Origin of the sequence: Cyanobium sp. NIES-981 (genome assembly GCF_900088535.1) — a bacterium.
In the GTDB taxonomy this organism is placed as follows: domain Bacteria; phylum Cyanobacteriota; class Cyanobacteriia; order PCC-6307; family Cyanobiaceae; genus NIES-981.
The window spans coordinates 367,095-382,916 of the sequence record NZ_LT578417.1; the positions used below are offsets into that span (position 1 = coordinate 367,095).

General features: G+C 69.1%; 16 protein-coding genes. 8 read left to right on the top strand and 8 right to left on the bottom strand.

The window, feature by feature from the left end; translation table 11 throughout:
- Positions 1 to 58: 58 nt before the first annotated feature.
- From petN to CBM981_RS01945, 4 genes are all read left to right on the top strand, one after another.
- On the top strand, positions 59 to 160 hold the full coding sequence (petN, locus tag CBM981_RS01930; protein ID WP_071778245.1) for a cytochrome b6-f complex subunit PetN: 102 nt from the start codon (positions 59 to 61) through the stop codon (positions 158 to 160).
- Positions 161 to 193: 33 nt separating this feature from the next.
- Positions 194 to 460 (top strand): hypothetical protein, encoded by a 267-nt coding sequence (locus CBM981_RS01935; RefSeq protein ID WP_087067034.1) that lies wholly within the window; start codon positions 194 to 196, stop codon positions 458 to 460.
- A 71-nt stretch (positions 461 to 531) separates the two neighbouring features.
- On the top strand, positions 532 to 1,803 hold the full coding sequence (locus tag CBM981_RS01940) for a CofH family radical SAM protein (RefSeq protein ID WP_225867476.1): 1,272 nt from the start codon (positions 532 to 534) through the stop codon (positions 1,801 to 1,803).
- Entirely contained in the window at positions 1,800 to 3,221 is a 1,422-nt protein-coding gene (locus CBM981_RS01945; protein ID WP_172820789.1) for a hypothetical protein, read from the top strand. Before CBM981_RS01940 ends, CBM981_RS01945 begins: the two co-directional genes overlap by 4 nt.
- On the opposite strand, the gene psb29 is transcribed toward CBM981_RS01945, so the two are convergent.
- Positions 3,109 to 3,885, bottom strand: coding sequence for a photosystem II biogenesis protein Psp29 (gene psb29 / locus CBM981_RS01950; RefSeq protein WP_087067036.1), 777 nt, complete (start codon positions 3,883 to 3,885; stop codon positions 3,109 to 3,111). The two genes, CBM981_RS01945 and psb29, sit on opposite strands and share 113 nt — an antisense overlap.
- 76 nt (positions 3,886 to 3,961) lie before the next feature.
- Between psb29 and clpP the strand changes: the two genes are divergently transcribed.
- Positions 3,962 to 4,552: an ATP-dependent Clp endopeptidase proteolytic subunit ClpP gene (gene clpP / locus CBM981_RS01955; RefSeq protein ID WP_087067037.1), complete on the top strand. Its 591-nt coding sequence runs from the start codon at positions 3,962 to 3,964 to the stop codon at positions 4,550 to 4,552.
- 161 nt (positions 4,553 to 4,713) lie between these two features.
- On the opposite strand, the gene ftsH is transcribed toward clpP, so the two are convergent.
- The 4 genes from ftsH to pyk form a co-directional block, all read right to left on the bottom strand.
- Positions 4,714 to 6,648: an ATP-dependent zinc metalloprotease FtsH gene (gene ftsH / locus CBM981_RS01960; protein WP_087067038.1), complete on the bottom strand. Its 1,935-nt coding sequence runs from the start codon at positions 6,646 to 6,648 to the stop codon at positions 4,714 to 4,716.
- Between the two features lie 55 nt (positions 6,649 to 6,703).
- Complete coding sequence (locus CBM981_RS01965; RefSeq protein ID WP_225867477.1) at positions 6,704 to 7,093, bottom strand: DUF1830 domain-containing protein; 390 nt, start codon at positions 7,091 to 7,093, stop codon at positions 6,704 to 6,706.
- A gap of 131 nt (positions 7,094 to 7,224) precedes the next feature.
- Positions 7,225 to 8,454, bottom strand: a complete 1,230-nt coding sequence (locus CBM981_RS01970; protein ID WP_087067040.1) for an ABC transporter permease — start codon at positions 8,452 to 8,454, stop codon at positions 7,225 to 7,227.
- 19 nt (positions 8,455 to 8,473) lie between these two features.
- Positions 8,474 to 10,258: a pyruvate kinase gene (gene pyk / locus CBM981_RS01975; protein ID WP_087067041.1), complete on the bottom strand. Its 1,785-nt coding sequence runs from the start codon at positions 10,256 to 10,258 to the stop codon at positions 8,474 to 8,476.
- Between the two features lie 58 nt (positions 10,259 to 10,316).
- Here pyk and CBM981_RS01980 point away from each other — a divergent pair, with 58 nt between their 5' ends.
- Both CBM981_RS01980 and CBM981_RS01985 read left to right on the top strand, forming a co-directional pair.
- Entirely contained in the window at positions 10,317 to 10,646 is a 330-nt protein-coding gene (locus CBM981_RS01980) for a nucleoside triphosphate pyrophosphohydrolase family protein (RefSeq protein WP_087067042.1), read from the top strand.
- Between the two features lie 54 nt (positions 10,647 to 10,700).
- Complete coding sequence (locus tag CBM981_RS01985; protein WP_172820790.1) at positions 10,701 to 11,174, top strand: hypothetical protein; 474 nt, start codon at positions 10,701 to 10,703, stop codon at positions 11,172 to 11,174.
- A 43-nt stretch (positions 11,175 to 11,217) separates the two neighbouring features.
- Here CBM981_RS01985 and CBM981_RS01990 read toward each other — a convergent pair whose 3' ends face one another.
- The 3 genes from CBM981_RS01990 to ilvA form a co-directional block, all read right to left on the bottom strand.
- On the bottom strand, positions 11,218 to 11,505 hold the full coding sequence (locus tag CBM981_RS01990) for a YggT family protein (RefSeq protein ID WP_087067043.1): 288 nt from the start codon (positions 11,503 to 11,505) through the stop codon (positions 11,218 to 11,220).
- 24 nt (positions 11,506 to 11,529) lie between these two features.
- Entirely contained in the window at positions 11,530 to 12,075 is a 546-nt protein-coding gene (gene scpB, locus CBM981_RS01995) for an SMC-Scp complex subunit ScpB (RefSeq protein WP_087067044.1), read from the bottom strand.
- 112 nt (positions 12,076 to 12,187) lie between these two features.
- The gene (gene ilvA, locus CBM981_RS02000; protein WP_087067045.1) at positions 12,188 to 13,780 is read right to left on the bottom strand and encodes a threonine ammonia-lyase, biosynthetic; all 1,593 of its coding nucleotides are present in this window, start codon (positions 13,778 to 13,780) and stop codon (positions 12,188 to 12,190) included.
- A 71-nt stretch (positions 13,781 to 13,851) separates the two neighbouring features.
- Here ilvA and dxs point away from each other — a divergent pair, with 71 nt between their 5' ends.
- Complete coding sequence (gene dxs, locus CBM981_RS02005) at positions 13,852 to 15,777, top strand: 1-deoxy-D-xylulose-5-phosphate synthase (protein WP_087067046.1); 1,926 nt, start codon at positions 13,852 to 13,854, stop codon at positions 15,775 to 15,777.
- Positions 15,778 to 15,822 lie beyond the last annotated feature (45 nt).

Genomic DNA, 15,822 nt, shown 5'->3' on the forward strand with positions numbered 1-15,822 from the left:
GGCCTGTTCGATGTGGCAGGAGCCTAGGTACAGTGCGCCCACGCCACGCGCTTCCGGCATGTTGATCACCCTGGGATGGGCTTCTCTGGCTGCCCTGTTCAGCTTCTCCATCGCCATGGTGGTGTGGGGCCGCCACGGCGACGGCAGCATCAAGTTCTGATCCACTCAGCCCCCTTACCCGGTCTCCGATCCTTTGGCTGATCTGCCCTTCAGCAGCACCCAGCTCCTGGCTGGCCTGGCCGCGGTGCTGCTGCTGTTGGTCAGTGGCGGAGTGGTCTACCTCTCCGTGGTGGAGTGGCGCGATCGCCGCCGCCGCAACGCCGCCAGCAGCAGCTCCACCAAGGGATCGCCGGCCAGGGCGGGCAGCCGCTCGGCCTCCAAGGCAGGGGCCGCCCGGCCGGCCTCGGGAATCGCTGCAGGCCGCCGTTCCCCTTCCCGCGGCCAGTCCCCACGGCCGTGACACCGCCCCCGGGCCCCAAGCCGGAGGCCCCCGCGTCCGGGGCCATTGCATCCGAGGTCCTCGCATCTGAGATGCTCGAATCCGGGGCCCTCTCCCCGTGGTCGTGGTCGCTGGCGGCCGACCTGCTCGTGCCCCCTCCGGACGATCGCGAAGCCACCCTTTATCGCCAGTTACCCGCCGCCGCCCTGCTCGAGGCTCTGGCCAGTGAGCACCAGCGCCTTCAGGGCCGGAGGCTGGATCGGGCCCAGCTGGAGGAGAGCAGCCTGCCCGGCCTGGCCCTGGCTCTGCTGGAGCGCCCCTGGAGCCAGGAGGATCGCAGCGCGCTGCGCCAGGGGGCCGATGCGCTGCGCCGGAAGCTGGCGGGTGACACTGTCACCTACGTGGTGAACCGCAACCTGAATGCGTCGAACCACTGCGTCAAGCACTGCGCCTTCTGCGCCTTCCGCCGTGATCCGGGGGAGCCGGGCGCCTACTGGCTCAGGGGCGACGAGCTGGCGCGCCGCGCCGCGGAGGCCCGCCGGCTGGGGGCGACCGAACTGTGCGTGCAGGGGGGGCTCAATCCTGCCGCTCGCCTGGATGGCAGCCAGCTGGCCCACGCCGAGCAGCTGCTGGGGCAACTTCAGCAGGCGGCGCCGGGGGTGCACCTGCACGCCTTCTCACCCCAGGAACTGCTGTTCTTCGCCGAGCAGGACGGGCTTCCCCTTGACACGGTGCTGCAGCGCCTCAAGCGGGCCGGCCTGGGCTCCGTGCCCGGGACGGCCGCCGAGGTGCTCACTGAGCGGGTGCGCCGGGTGCTGTGTCCTGAAAAGCTCAGTGCCCGCCAGTGGGTGGCGGTGATGCTGCAGGTGCATGCCCAGGGGCTGCCAGCCACCGCCACCCTGATGGCCGGGCACCTGGAGGCCCCCGCCGACCTGGCCGCCCACCTGATCACCCTGATCACCCTGCAGTCCAGAGCACGGGCCCACGGCCTGCAGGGGTTCAGTGAGTTCGTGCTGCTGCCCTTCGTCGGTGCGGCGGCACCGGCCCCCCTGCGCCGCAGGGTGGGACGCGACCAGCCCGATCTGGAGGCCATGCTGCTGCTCACGGCCCTGGCCCGCCTCATCCTGGGGCCCTGGATCACCAACCACCAGCCCAGCTGGGTGAAGCTCACCCTGGCGGGGGCCCAGCGGGCCCTGCGCTGGGGCTGCAACGACCTCGGCGGCACGCTCATGGAGGAACACATCACCACCATGGCCGGTGCCCGCGGCGGTACCGCCCAGAGCGCCGCCGATCTCCGCCGCTCCGCCCTGCAGCTCGGGCGCCCGGTGCAGCAGCGCACCACCCTCTACGCCCCCGTGTCATGAACTGGCGGAGAATGCCGCTGCGGGTGACGGCCGCCACCACCCTGCTGCTGCTGCTGGGGCCCGCTGTGGCGCTGTGGCGGCTGCCGCGTCCCCGGGCCGAGGGGCTCGGCCGCCTGCTGGCCCAGGCCGCCCTGCTGCAGAGTTTTCCGGCCGCCCCCGGCAGGCCGGTGCCGCGCCTCTGGCAGGAGCGGCTCGGCGAGGCCCCCGCCGCGAGGCTGTGGTCGCAGCAGCGTCGTCTGTGGTGGCAGTTCTGGGGCAGTCAGGGGGACGGCCCTGCCTATCTGGTGCTGCCCATGCCCCGGGCCCTGCTCACCGGTGCCCTGGCCATGCCTCCCCACAGCGCGGTGGTGGACGACCTGCTGGTGGTGGCGGCCGACCCCCTCTCCCATCGCCTCCTCACCGACCAGCTCAAGCGGCAGCCCCGTCAGCATCGAGGCCTGGAACAACGCTGTCTGGCTCGCCTGGAACAGGAGCAGGCGGCGTTCTGGACCCCCGGTGCCTTTGGGGTGATGGCAGGACCGGTGGCGCCGCTGCTGCAGAGCTTCCAGGAGGGCTGTCTGAGCCTGGAGCTGTCAGGGGGCAGCCTGGCGGCCCGGGGCGAAGCCGCCGCTGTCACCGGTCTGCTGGCCGCCGCCCCGGCTCCCGTCTCCCAGGCCGTGGCCGGATCCGTTCGGGGCGAGGCACCCCAGGCAGGCGACAGCCTGCTGCTGCTGGAGGGCAGGAGCCTGGATGTGCTGCTTCAGGGCCTGCTGGGCCGCCAGCTGATCCGCGATCCCCTGGCCACCCGCTATGGCGCCGGGCCCGCCGAGCTGGCCAGGCTGCGCCGCACCCCCTTCCGCCTGATGCTGCGGCCGATGCCCTCGGGCCCGTTCCAGGCCAGTCTCCTTGTTCAGCTCGCTCCAGGGGCTGATCGCAGGGTCTGGGCCGAGCTGCTGACCAACCTGCGCGAGCGTCTTGCCCAGGAGGGGCTGAGCGATGCGGCACCACCCTCCGCCCTGCCCGCCGGCACCGCTACGTTGCCCGCCAGCCTCTGGCGCCGTGAGGACGGCGTGGTGGTGGGGGGGTGGCGCTGGCTCAGTCGGCCTGGAGCCGCACCCGAGCTGGTGCTCTTCCTGGGACCGGAGCCCAAGGCGATCCCAGGGTCTCCGGTGGCCTCGGGTCCGCAGGCTCCCCTGCTCAGGCTCGAGCTCCAGCCGCGGGCCCTGACCGACCTGGGGCTGATGCCGCCCAGCCTGCCCTCCCCCCTGCGTCAGGCGGCACGGCTCGCCGTAGTGGCCGAGCGGCCGGCCGGCGAGGCCTCGCCGATCAGTGCGCTGTGGGCGCGTCTGCAGTTGCAGACGACGGGGGTGGAGCCGTCTCCGCCTCCGGCGCCGACTCCGCCTTCAGCTCAGCCATCGACCCCGCCGGCGCGTCGGTGAGGCCGGCCTGCTGCCGTTCCCGCTTGCGGCGTTCCGCCGCCACGGTTTCCTCCATCAGGGCCACTGCCTGGGCCAGCTTCTCCAGGTTGGTGGCGTAGAGGCTGAGGTCCTTGTCGACACGCTCACGCATCAATCCGATCGCGGCGGCCAGTTCCTGCGCGTAGGAGCGCAGGGTGGCGGGGTCCATCGCGTCGGCCCCCCGGGCCTCCTCCAGCAGGCTGAGCAGCCCGACGGCCATCAGGCGCGAGTAGTGGAAGTCGGGGCGGCGGATGCTGGCCAGGGCGGAGGCCAGGGGTTCGGGCGCTCCCTCCCCCTGATGCTCGATCCAGCCCTTCACCTCCTCCACGGTGTGGTTGCCCATGGCGTTCCTGCTGGCCTCGGCCTCCCTGCGCAGCGCTTCAGCGTCGAAGCCGGTGGCGGAGCACAGCGCGGCGAGCAGGGCGGCCTTGTGTCCGTCGGGGCGGTACCCCTTGGCGAAGCCATCGAACACCTGGATCAGGCCGCAGGCGAACAGGGGGTTCGCCTCGAAGCCGCGCTGCCGGCTGAGCAGGTGAAGCTCAACCAGCAGCTCATCCACCATGCGCCGGTACAGGGGCGCGATCACGTGGGGGAAGGCGCGGCGAAAGGCCCGCTTGCTGTCGGAGACGGTCAGGGCGGCGCTCACGCTGCTCGGGATCAGGTGTGAAGCGACCCTAGCCGCCCAGGCTCAGTAGGATCGCGCCAGTTCACTGACCATCCCCATGATCCCGATCGTGATTGAGGAGTCGGGCCGGGGAGAGCGCGCGTTCGACATCTACTCGCGCCTGCTGCGGGAGCGGATCGTCTTTCTCGGGGAGCCCGTGACGGCCGAATCCGCCAACCGGATCGTGGCCCAGTTGCTGTTTCTCGAGGCGGAAGACCCGGAGAAGGACATCTTCCTCTACATCAACTCCCCTGGCGGTTCCGTCTACGACGGCCTTGGCATCTTCGACACCATGCAGCACATCAAGCCCGATGTGCAGACGGTGTGCGTTGGCCTGGCGGCGTCGATGGGGGCCTTCCTGCTCTGTGCCGGAGCCAAGGGCAAGCGCAGCAGCCTCACCCACTCGCGCATCATGATCCACCAGCCCCTCGGTGGCGCCCGCGGCCAGGCCAGCGACATCCGCATCCAGGCCGATGAGATCCTCTATCTCAAGCAGAAGCTGAACCAGGAGCTGGCCGACCGCACCGGCCAGCCCATGTCCCGCATCGAGGAAGACACCGACCGCGATTTCTTCATGTCCCCCGTTGAAGCCATGGCCTATGGCCTGATCGACAAGGTGATCGAGAAGCGCACTGTGCGCCCCGTCTGAGCGTCAGATCCGCCTGAGTATCAGGTCACCTCCGTGGTCCAGCCTCCCGCCTGACAGTCCAGTTCCGTCGTATCCAGCGCAAAGGGCTCACCTTGGGTGAGCCCTTCTTTTTGGCCTGTTTTTCTGCGGTTGATGCCGCAGGGGGTTGGTGCCGCCGGGGTTCAGCCGGCCGGGAAGGCGGCCTCGGCGAGCAGCGGGGAGAACCGCTCCTTCTCGGGAATGCTGGTGAATTCCGACACCAGGGCCCGGAATTCCTCGCCATCCAGGCTTTCCTTCTCGATCAGCAGTTCCACCACCCTGTCCATGCAGGTGCGGTGCTCAGCCACCAGGCGCACGGTGTCCTCGTAGCAGGTCTGCACGATCTGGCGCACGGCATCGTCGATCCGGCTGGCCATGCGATCCGACCCATCGCTGCGGGTCATCAGGTCACGGCCGAGGAACACCTCCTGATTGCCCGCCTCCAGGGAGAACTGACCCAGATCGCTCATGCCGAAGCGGGTCACCATCTGCCGGGCGATGGAAGCCACCTGCTGGATGTCACCGCCGGCACCGGTGGTGACCTCGGCGTGGCCGAACACCACTTCCTCGGCAGCGCGGCCGCCGAGGGCCCCCATGATGCGAGCGCGCAACTGGGCCTTGCTCACCAGCATCTGCTCCTCATCCGGGGAGAACCAGGTGAGGCCCTGGGCCTGACCGCGGGGGATCAGCGTCACCTTCTGAACGGGATCGTGGGCCTTCACCAGGGTTCCCACCAGGGCATGCCCCACCTCGTGGTAGGCGATCAGGCGCTTGCTGCGGCCATCGGTGAGGGGCTTGCCCTCCATGCCCGCGATGACGCGGTCCACCGCATCGTCGATCTCCGCCAGCGTGGTGGCCTCCTTGCGGCGGCGCGCCGTGAGGATCGCCGCCTCGTTGAGCAGGTTGGCCAGATCGGCGCCGGAGAAGCCCGGGGTGCGGCGGGCAATGGTTTCGAGACTCACGTCGTCCGCGAGTTTCTTGTTGCGGGAGTGCACCTTCAGGATCGAGAGGCGGCCCTTGATGTCGGGAACGTCCACCTGCACCTGGCGATCGAAGCGGCCGGGGCGCAGCAGGGCTGAATCGAGCACGTCGGCCCGGTTGGTGGCGGCGATGATGATGATGCCGCTGTTGCCCTCGAAGCCGTCCATCTCGGTGAGCAGCTGATTGAGGGTCTGCTCCCGCTCGTCGTTGCCGCCGCCCACGCCGGCGCCGCGCTGGCGGCCCACGGCATCGATCTCATCGATGAAGATCAGGCAGGGGCTGTTCTCCTTGGCCCGCTTGAACAGATCGCGCACGCGACTGGCGCCCACGCCCACGAACATCTCCACGAATTCCGAGCCGGAGAGGGAGAAGAAGGGCACCCCGGCCTCGCCGGCGATCGCCTTGGCCAACAGGGTCTTGCCGGTGCCGGGGGGGCCGACCAGAAGCACGCCCTTGGGGATCCGGGCGCCCACGGAGGTGAAGCGTTCGGGGGTCTTCAGGAACGTCACCACCTCTTCCAGGTCCTGCTTGGCCTCTTCCACGCCGGCCACGTCGTCAAATTTGACGCCCGTTTCCGCCTCCATGGCGAAGCGGGCCTTGGTCTTGCCGAACTGCATGGCCTGACCCGGACCTCCGGGCATGCCGCTGGAGCGCCGCGCCAGGAAGATGAGCGAGCCGATCAGCAGGAGCGGGAACAGCAGATTGCCCAGAATGCCGAGCACCGGCGGGGCCTGACGGGGGGGATGGATGTCAAAGCTGATCCCCTGTTCTTTCAGGTTGTTCACCAGCTCGGGTGCCACCCCGGGCAGATCGACCCGCAGCCGCTGCACGCGGTTGTCGAGTTCGGGATCCACGGCCTCGATCACGGCGCTGCGGCCGCCGTCAAAGATGTCGACGGCTGTGACGCGCCCGGCATTCACATAGTCGAGGAAGCGGCCGTAGCTCATGCGGGCCACGGCTGTGTTGCGCGGGGCTGTGGTGGCGCCGCCCTGGGTGAAGTTGCCGATCCCACCGCTGCTGAGAATCTGCCAGCCGAGGAAAGCCACCACCGCCAGTGGCAGGAGCCAGAGGAGAATCAGACGCCAGCGCTGGTTCATTGCTGAGACACTTTTTAATAAGTGTAACGGCGGAGACGGACCGCTGGCCCCCGGTTCAGCCGGCCGTCACCCAGGTCTGCACCAGATCACCGTTGCCGTGGCTGAGGCTCAATCCGCGCGCCATCAGCCCCATCGCTCCTCCCGGGGCGCCCGGTTCCGGGGCAGCGGTCCCGGCGCCGTCAGGGCTGTCCACGGCGGCTGGATCAGCGGCGATGGCTCCGATCGCGAGGTCCGCCACGGCCAGGGTCTCGATCAGCTCGGGGCCCCCGAGCCCGTGGGTCCAGATCTTGAGCTCCGAGTCGGGAGGGCAGGAAAAGCTCAGCAGTTCAAAGGGAAACACCACCCGTTCGAGGAAGAACTGTTCGGGTCCGACACAGCGGGCGATCACCATGCGATCGCTGCTGTTCCGGTATCCGCACTCCAGCCAGGTCAAGGTGATTACCACTCACGATGGGACCTATCAAGCCATCGAATGCCCCAGGCCGTTGGTGGCCTACGCCACGGTTTCCGCATCTGCCGGAACGGCTTAAGACTTTTTTCGGGATTCCCGCCCAGGCAGGCCGGTGCCGGCGCGCGTCAGAGGCTGCGCAGGGCCACGATCGGATCGAGCTGGGAAGCGCGGCGGGCCGGCACCACCCCGAAGAACAGGCCGATCGAGCCCGACAGTCCCACCGTGACCAGGATCGTGCCGGTGCCGATCGTGGCCGGCAGCGGGGTGAGCAGGGCCACCAGGCTCACGGTGCCGATCCCCACGGCTGTGCCGATGGCGCCTCCCAGGCTCGCCAGCACGAGCGACTCCACCAGGAACTGGAGCAGCACGTCGCCGCTGCGGGCGCCCAGGGCCTTGCGCAGGCCGATTTCGGCCGTGCGCTCGCTCACCGACACCAGCATGATGTTCATGATGCCGATGCCACCCACCAGCAGCGACACGGCGCCGATCGCCGCCAGCATCAAGGTGAGTCCGCCGGTGATCGTGCTCACGATCGTGAGAGCGTCCTGCTGGGAGCGCACGGCGAAGTCGTCCTCCCGCAGGATGCGGTGCCGCTGCCGCAGCAGATTGGTGATCTGGAAGGCGGCCGCACCGGTGCTGTCGCCATCCCTGGCCTCCACACTGATGAAGTTGAGGCTCACCCCGTAGGTGGGATCGCGCCCCGAGAGCTTGCTCACCATCGTGGTGAGGGGCACATAGGCGTTCTCGTCCTGGTTCTGGCCGAACACGGCACCTTTGGCCTGCAGCACGCCGATCACCTCGAACGGCTGGGTGCGGATGCGCAGGGTGCGCCCCACGGCTGTGCCCCCGGGGAACATCTTCTCGGCCAGATCGGGGCCGATCACCGCCACACTGCGGGCCGCCTCCAGGTCGCTGGCCGAGAAGAAGCGGCCGCGCGCCATCTCGAACTGCCGCACCGGCAGGAATTCGGGCGTGATGCCGTTCACGGAGGCCGTGCTGCTGAGTCCGCCCGCCTGCACCACCTCGCTGAGCGTGATCTGGGGCGCCACCCGCTTCACCGTGGGCACCTGCTCCGCGATGGCCTGGGCGTCCTCGAGCACCAGGGTCTTGGGGAAGTCGATGCCCTGGCGGCGGGTGTCGTTGTTGCCCGGCACCACGAAGAGCACGTTGGCGCCGAGGTTGCTCAGCTGCCCCTCGGCCAGGTTCTGGGCCCCACGGCCCACCCCCACCAGGGTGATCACGGAGGCGTTGCCGATCACGATGCCCAGCATCGTGAGCAGGCTGCGCAGGCGGTTGGCGCGCAGGGTGGACAGGGCCATGCCCACCGTTTCGCCCAGGGGCAGCTTCGAGGCCATGGGATGGGGGAGGTCGGCCCTAGACGATGGCGCCGACGGGGTCGGCATTGTGGCTGCGGGCACCGCGGTGCACCAGCCCATGGTGGAGATCGAGGGTCACGATCTCGCCATCGCGCAGGCTCTCGAGGGCATTGGTGACCCCCACGATCGCCGGGATGCCGGTGCGCTGGGCGATCACGGCCGCATGGCTCTCGGCGCCGCCCGCCTCGGCGATCACCGCCTTGGCCCGGCGGAACGCCTCCACGTAGGCGGCGGTGGTCTCCCGCACCACCAGGATCTCGCCCGTCTGGATGGCGGCGGCGTCCTCGGCCCGGATCACCACCCGCACCCGGCCGCTCACCGAGCCGGTGCCGATGCCCAGTCCCCGGGGCAGCACCGCGGTCACGATGCCGACCTTGATGAAGTCGGTGGAACCGCTCACCCCGGCCAGGGTGCCGGCGGTCTGCACCACCAGGTCGCCGTCCTGGAGGAATCCTCCCTCACGGGCCAGGCTCATCGCCAGACTGAAGGTGCTGGTGGTGGAGGTCTGCTCGGGCACCAGCAGGGGATTCACCCCCCAGATCAGCTGCAGCTGGCGCGCCACCTGGGGCTCACTGGTGACTGCCAGGATCGGGGTGCTGGGCCTGAACTTGCTCACGTTGCGCGCGGTCGCGCCACTCTTGGTGAGCGGCAGGATCGCCGCGGCGTTGAGGTTGCGGGCGATGTTGCTCACCGCCTGGCAGATGGCGTTGGGGATGGTGGTGGCCATGCGGCTGTCGATCAGGCGCATGGGGTAGTCGCGCTCGATGCGGCGGGCGATCGTGGCCATCGTGGCCACGGCCTCCACCGGGTAGTCGCCCACGGCGCTCTCGTTGGAGAGCATCACGGCGTCGGTGCCGTCGAGGATGGCGTTGGCCACATCGCTCACCTCGGCGCGGGTGGGCCGCGGGCAGCTCACCATCGAGTCGAGCATCTGGGTGGCGGTGATCACCGGAATCCCCAGGCTGTTGGCCTTGCGGATCAGCTCCTTCTGCAGCAGGGGCACCTCCTCGGCCGGCATCTCCACCCCGAGATCACCGCGGGCCACCATCACCCCATCGCACAACATCAGGATGTCGTCGATCTGGTCGATGGCCTCGAATTTCTCGATCTTGGCCACCACGGGGGTGGCATGGCCCTGGCTGGCGATCAGTTCCTTGATTTCCTGCAGGTCGGAGGGATTGCGCACGAAACTGAGTGCCACCCAGTCCACGCCGTGCTTCAGTCCGAAGCTGAGATCAGCACGGTCCTTGTCCGTGAGGGCACGAATCGAGAGCTGCACATCGGGGAAGTTCACCCCCTTGTTGTTACTGAGCACCCCACCCACCGTCACGGTGCAGTGGAGAGTGTGATCAGCGGCGCTCACCGATTCCACGCACATTTCCACGCGGCCGTCATCCAGCAGGATGCGGCTGCCGGGGGTCACCTCGTCGGCCAGCTTGTCGTAGGTGACCGTGGCGATCTCCTGGGTGCAGGCCACATCCCGGGACGTGAGGCTGAAACGGGAGCCCCGGGCCAGGGTGATCGGGCCATCGGCGAAGCGCCCCAGGCGGATCTTGGGACCCTGCAGGTCCTGGAGGATGCCCACATGCACGCCCATTTCCACCGACACCTGGCGGATCGTGGCGATCCGGGCCGCGTGATCGCTGTGGTCGCCGTGGGAGAAATTCAGCCGGAACGTGGTGGCCCCCGCTTCCACCAGGGCCTTGAGGCGTTCGGGGGATTCGGTGGCGGGCCCGATCGTGGCGACGATCTTGGTGCGACGCATGAGATCGGGCTGGGACATCGCGGTGGCGAAGTTAAGGCCGAAACTACCATCGTGCCCTGTCTCAGGACTGGCACGAATGGACTTCCAGACTTACCAGGAACGGTGCCGCCGCACGGCGCTGTACCCCGGGGTCGGCCAGAACCCCATCTACCCCACCCTGGGCCTGTGCGGCGAGTCGGGAGAAGTGGCCGACAAGGTGAAGAAGGTGCTGCGCGATCGGGGCGGCGTGTTCAGTGACGAGGTGCGGGCGGCCCTGCAGCTGGAGCTCGGCGATGTGCTCTGGTACGTGGCCCAGCTGGCCTCCGAACTGGGTCTCGATCTCGACACCGTGGCTTCGGCCAATCTGGAGAAGCTGGCCAGCCGTGCCGCCCGTAACGTGATCGCAGGCGAGGGCGACCTGCGCTGACTGTTCCGGCAGCCGCCCGCTCCCCCTGCCAGCCCGATTCCCATCCGCCCCGCGATGCCTCCCCTGAAGCGCCTGTTGCCGGTCCTGGTGCTCATCAGCGGCCTCCTGCTGTTCGCGCCGGGGGCTGGAGCCGCCGATCTGCAGGTGCAGAACGTGACGCTGGAGCCCTGCCCGGCGAACGATGTGGCCTCCCAGCCCGAGCTGCGCCGTCCGGCCGGGGCCACCTGTTACGCCATGCGCGGCACCGTGGTCAACAACCGGCGCAAGCCGGTGGTGGACACCGATGTGTTTGCCCTGATCGTGGATTCGAGCGGCGAGCCGGTGCTGCAGAACCGCACCCGGGTGGGTTCGATCGGGGATGTGCCTCCGGGCGTGTCCACCTTCGCCCTGCGGCTGTCGGTACCCGCCGGCACTCCACGGCCCATCCGCTTTCGCAACGTGAAGGCGCGGGGATTCAACGCGCCGGTGCGCACGAGGGCCGGTGCCGAGGACGAACTGCTTCCCCTGGAGCAGGACCTGGCGAGCTGAGCCTGCACCAGGAGCTCAGTACCAGGAGCTCAGTACCAGGAGCTCAGTACATCGACGCCATCATGCTCACGCTGGCGCTGCCGAGCAGCTGCTGCCCCAGGCTGAGGGTGAGGAAGGCCAGGATCGCCGAGAGATCGAGTCCCCCGATCGGCGGGATCAGGCCGCGGAACACGTTGAGGTAGGGGTCGGTGATCGAGCTGACGCTGGAGAGCACCGGATTGCCCCAGTCGAGATTCGGAAACCAGCTCAGCAGCACCCGCACCAGCAGGATCAGGGAATAGATCTCCAGCGTGCGGCTGAGCACGCTCAGCACCTGGGCGACGACGTCCATGGGACCACGGGATGAACCCCGACTCTATGCAGCCCGCCGCGGCTGGGGTTGCTGTTCCTCCGCTCGAACCGTGAAGGTGCGGTGGAATTTCTCGCTGAGGCTGATCCAGTACGACCGGCCTTCGCTCTGGCGGCGCCGCTCGATGAAGTTCTGGCTCAGCAGCTCCTTGATGTGGTCGTAGGCACCCGAGCCGCGCAGTTCCACCAGCTCCGACTGCAGGATGCGCTTCTTGAGGGCAATCGTGGCCAGGGTCCGCAGGGCGGCGGTGGAGAGGTCCACGGGTACGAGGTTCTGCACCAGCTCCGCCAGGCTTTCCCGCAGCTGCAGCCCGTAGTGCAGGCCGTCCTGCCGGATTTCCAGGGCGGTGTCGCGATGGGCGTAGTCGGCCATGAGCGTGATCAGCCCCACCTCTGCGGTTGCCGTATCCACCCCCGCGATGGAGGCCAGCTCCTGGAGGCTCAGGGGCTTCCCCTTGAGGTAGAGGATCGCCTCGAGATGGGCAGGAAGCGACAGATTCGGCACGGCCGGGGAAGGGGGCTGGATGGTGCCGGCTTCGGGATCCACGCCCATGGCGGTGTGCCCAGGACAGGGACGCAAGGTAGGAGAGGGCCGGCCCCTTGTCTGCCCCCGCTGCCCCTCTGGCCGCCGGCAGACCCGACGCAGCCGCGACGCAGCGGCTGGATCAGCTCTTGGAGCCCAGGAACAGGCGGTAGGCCGGGTTGCCGCTCTCATCCCAGTGGGCGTATCCGAGGCTGTCGAGGAAGCTCTGCCAAGCCTGGCGTTCGGCCGGCGGCACCTGCACGCCCACCACGATCCGGCCCACGTCGGCACCGTGGTTGCGGTAATGGAAGATGCTGATGTTCCAGCTGGCCTGCAGGGCGTTCACGAAGGCCATCAACGCCCCGGGCTTCTCGGGGAACTCGAAGCGGTAGAGCAGTTCCTCCCCCTGCTCGAGGGCCTCGCCGGCGCTGGCGGGAAGCCGGCCGCCCACCATGTGGCGCAGGTGCAGCTTGGCCAGCTCGTTGCAGCTGAGATCCAGGCAGGGGAAGCCGGCCGCCGTGAGTTCCTCCAGCAGCTGCAGGGTGTCGGCGTGGCCCTGGATCTGCACGCCCACGAAGATGTGGGCCACCCGGGGGTCCGCCAGGCGGTAACTGAACTCCGTGAGGCTGCGCTCCCCCAGCACCTGGCAGAAGCGCCGCAGACTGCCCGGCCGCTCGGGAATCTCCACGGCCAGCATGGCCTCCCGCTCCTCGCCCAGCTCGGCCCGCTCGGCCACGAAGCGCAGCCGGTCGAAGTTCATGTTGGCGCCGCAGGCCACCGCCACCAGGGTGCGCTCCCGATGGCCCTGCAGCTCCACGTCCAGCTTCATGCCCGCCACAGCGAGGGCGCCGGCGGGTTCGAGGATCGAGCGGGTGTCCTCGAACACGTCCTTGATGGCGGCGCAGATCTCATCGGTGCCCACGGTCACCATGCGGTCCACGTAGCGCTGGGCCAGGGCGAAGGTGTGGACCCCCACCTGCCGCACGGCCACGCCGTCGGCGAAGAGCCCCACCTGCTCCAGTCGCACCCGCTCCCCCGCCGCCAGCGACCGGGCCATGGCATCGGCGTCGTGGGGCTCCACTCCCACGATCTGCACCTGGGGCCAGAGGGTCTTCACGTAGGCGGCGATGCCGGCGATCAGTCCGCCGCCGCCCACCGCCACGTAGATGGCATCCGGTGGCTGGGAGCACTGGCGCAGGATCTCCAGGCCGATCGTGCCCTGGCCGGCGATCACCTCCGGGTCGTCGAAGGGGTGGATGAAGCTGAGGCCCCGGGCGGCCGCCAGCTGCTGGGCATGGCCGCAGGCGGCGTCGTAGTTGTCGCCGTGGAGCACCACCTCGGCCCCCCGGGCCGCCACGGCCCGCACCTTCATCTCCGGGGTGGTGACCGGCATCACGATCACGGCGCGGCAGCCCAGCCGCTGGGCGCCGAGGGCCACCCCCTGGGCGTGGTTGCCGGCACTGGCGGCGATCACACCCCGCTCCAGTTCGGCCGGGCTGAGGCTCGCCATCTTGTTGTAGGCGCCCCGCAGCTTGAAGCTGAACACCGGCTGCAGGTCCTCCCGTTTGAGCAGCACCCGGTTGTCCAGCCGTGCCGAGAGGTTCGGCGCCGCATCCAGGGGCGACTCGATCGCCACGTCGTAGACGCGGGCCCGCAGGATGCGGCGCAGATAGGCGTCGGAGGAGGCCGGTTCTGCCCAGGCCGGGGCTGTCGCGTGTCGGGGCGGCTCGCTCATGACCCCAGTGTCGCAATCCGCACGGGATCGCCGGGCGAACCCCCTAGATTGCATCCAACGCACGGGTCGTAATGCATCTCAGTGAGCTGACCCACCCCAACCAGTTGCACGGTCTGAGCATCGCCGAGCTCGAGGCGATCGGGCGTCAGATCCGCGAGCGGCATCTGGAGGTGGTGAGCACCAGCGGTGGCCACCTGGGGCCGGGCCTGGGGGTGGTGGAACTCACCCTCGCCCTCTACCAGACCCTCGATCTCGACCGCGACAAGGTGGTGTGGGACGTGGGCCACCAGGCCTACCCCCACAAGCTGATCACCGGCCGCTACAAGGATTTCCACACCCTCCGCCAAAAAGGCGGCGTGGCGGGCTACCTCAAGCGCAGCGAGAGCCGCTTCGACCATTTCGGCGCCGGCCATGCCAGCACCTCGATCTCCGCGGCCCTGGGCATGGCCCTGGCGCGCGACCGGCGCGGTGAAAGCTTCAAGTGCGTGGCCGTGATCGGCGACGGCGCCCTCACCGGCGGCATGGCCCTGGAGGCGATCAACCACGCCGGCCACCTGCCCCACACCCGGCTGCTGGTGGTGCTGAACGACAACGACATGTCGATCAGCCCGCCCGTGGGCGCCCTTTCCACCCACCTCAACCGCATGCGGCACAGCCCGCCGCTGCAGTTTCTGCAGGACAACGCCGAGGAGGCGATCAAGCACCTGCCGTTCATGCACGGCGAGCTGCCGCCGGAGCTCAAGAATCTCAAGGAGAGCATGAAGCGGCTGGCGGTGCCCAAGGTGGGTGCCGTGTTCGAGGAGCTGGGCTTCACCTACATGGGCCCGATCGACGGCCACGACATCGCCGGCATGGTGAAGGTGTTCCAGCAGGCCCATGCCCACGACGGGCCGGTGCTGGTGCACGTGGCCACCACCAAGGGCAAGGGCTACCCCTACGCCGAAGCCGATCAGGTGGGCTACCACGCCCAGAGCGCCTTCGACCTGGCCACCGGCAAGGCCTTTCCCTCCAGCAAGCCGAAGCCGCCGAGCTACAGCAAGGTGTTCGGCCAGACGCTGGTGAAGATCTGCGACCAGGATCCCCGCGTGGTGGGCATCACCGCGGCGATGGCCACCGGCACCGGCCTGGACCTGCTGGAGAAAGCGCTGCCCGCCCAGTATTTCGACGTGGGCATCGCCGAACAGCACGCCGTGACCATGGCGGCCGGCATGGCCTGCGAGGGCCTGCGGCCGGTGTGCGCCATCTACAGCACCTTCCTGCAGCGCGCCTACGACCAGCTGATCCACGATGTGGGCATCCAGAAGCTGCCCGTCACCTTCGTGATGGACCGGGCCGGCATCGTGGGGGCCGACGGCCCCACCCACCAGGGTCAGTACGACATCAGTTACCTGCGCTGCGTGCCCAACTTCACGGTGATGGCGCCGAAGGACGAAGCCGAGCTGCAGCGGATGCTGATCACCGCCATCCAGCACGACGGCCCCTGCGCCCTGCGCATTCCCCGGGGCGAGGGTGAGGGCGTGCCCCTGGCGGAGGAGGGCTTCGAAGCGCTGGAGATCGGCCGCGGGGAACTGCTGGCCGACGGCGACGACCTGCTGATCGTGGCCTACGGCGCCATGGTGCATCCCGCCATGGCCACGGCCGGACTGCTGCAGGAACAGGGTGTGCGCGCGGCCGTGATCAACGCCCGCTTCCTGCGGCCGCTGGATGAGGCCCTGATCCTGCCCATGGCCCGGCGCATCGGCCGGGTGGTGACGATGGAAGAGGGATGCCTGGCCGGGGGCTTCGGTGCGGCCGTCACCGAGAGCCTGGTGGATCACGACGTGCTGGTGCCGGTGTTCCGCATCGGCATCCCCGACATGCTCGTGGACCATGCCTCTCCCGCCCAGAGCAAGGAGAGCCTGGGCCTCACCCCGCCCCAGATGGCGGAGCGCATCCTGGAGCGCTTCGGCACGGTGCTGCGGGTTCCGCTTCCGGCCCAACCCCCCCTGGCGGTCTGAGCACCACCGATCCCTGCGGGGGCCCTCGGCTCGATCCAGGCGATC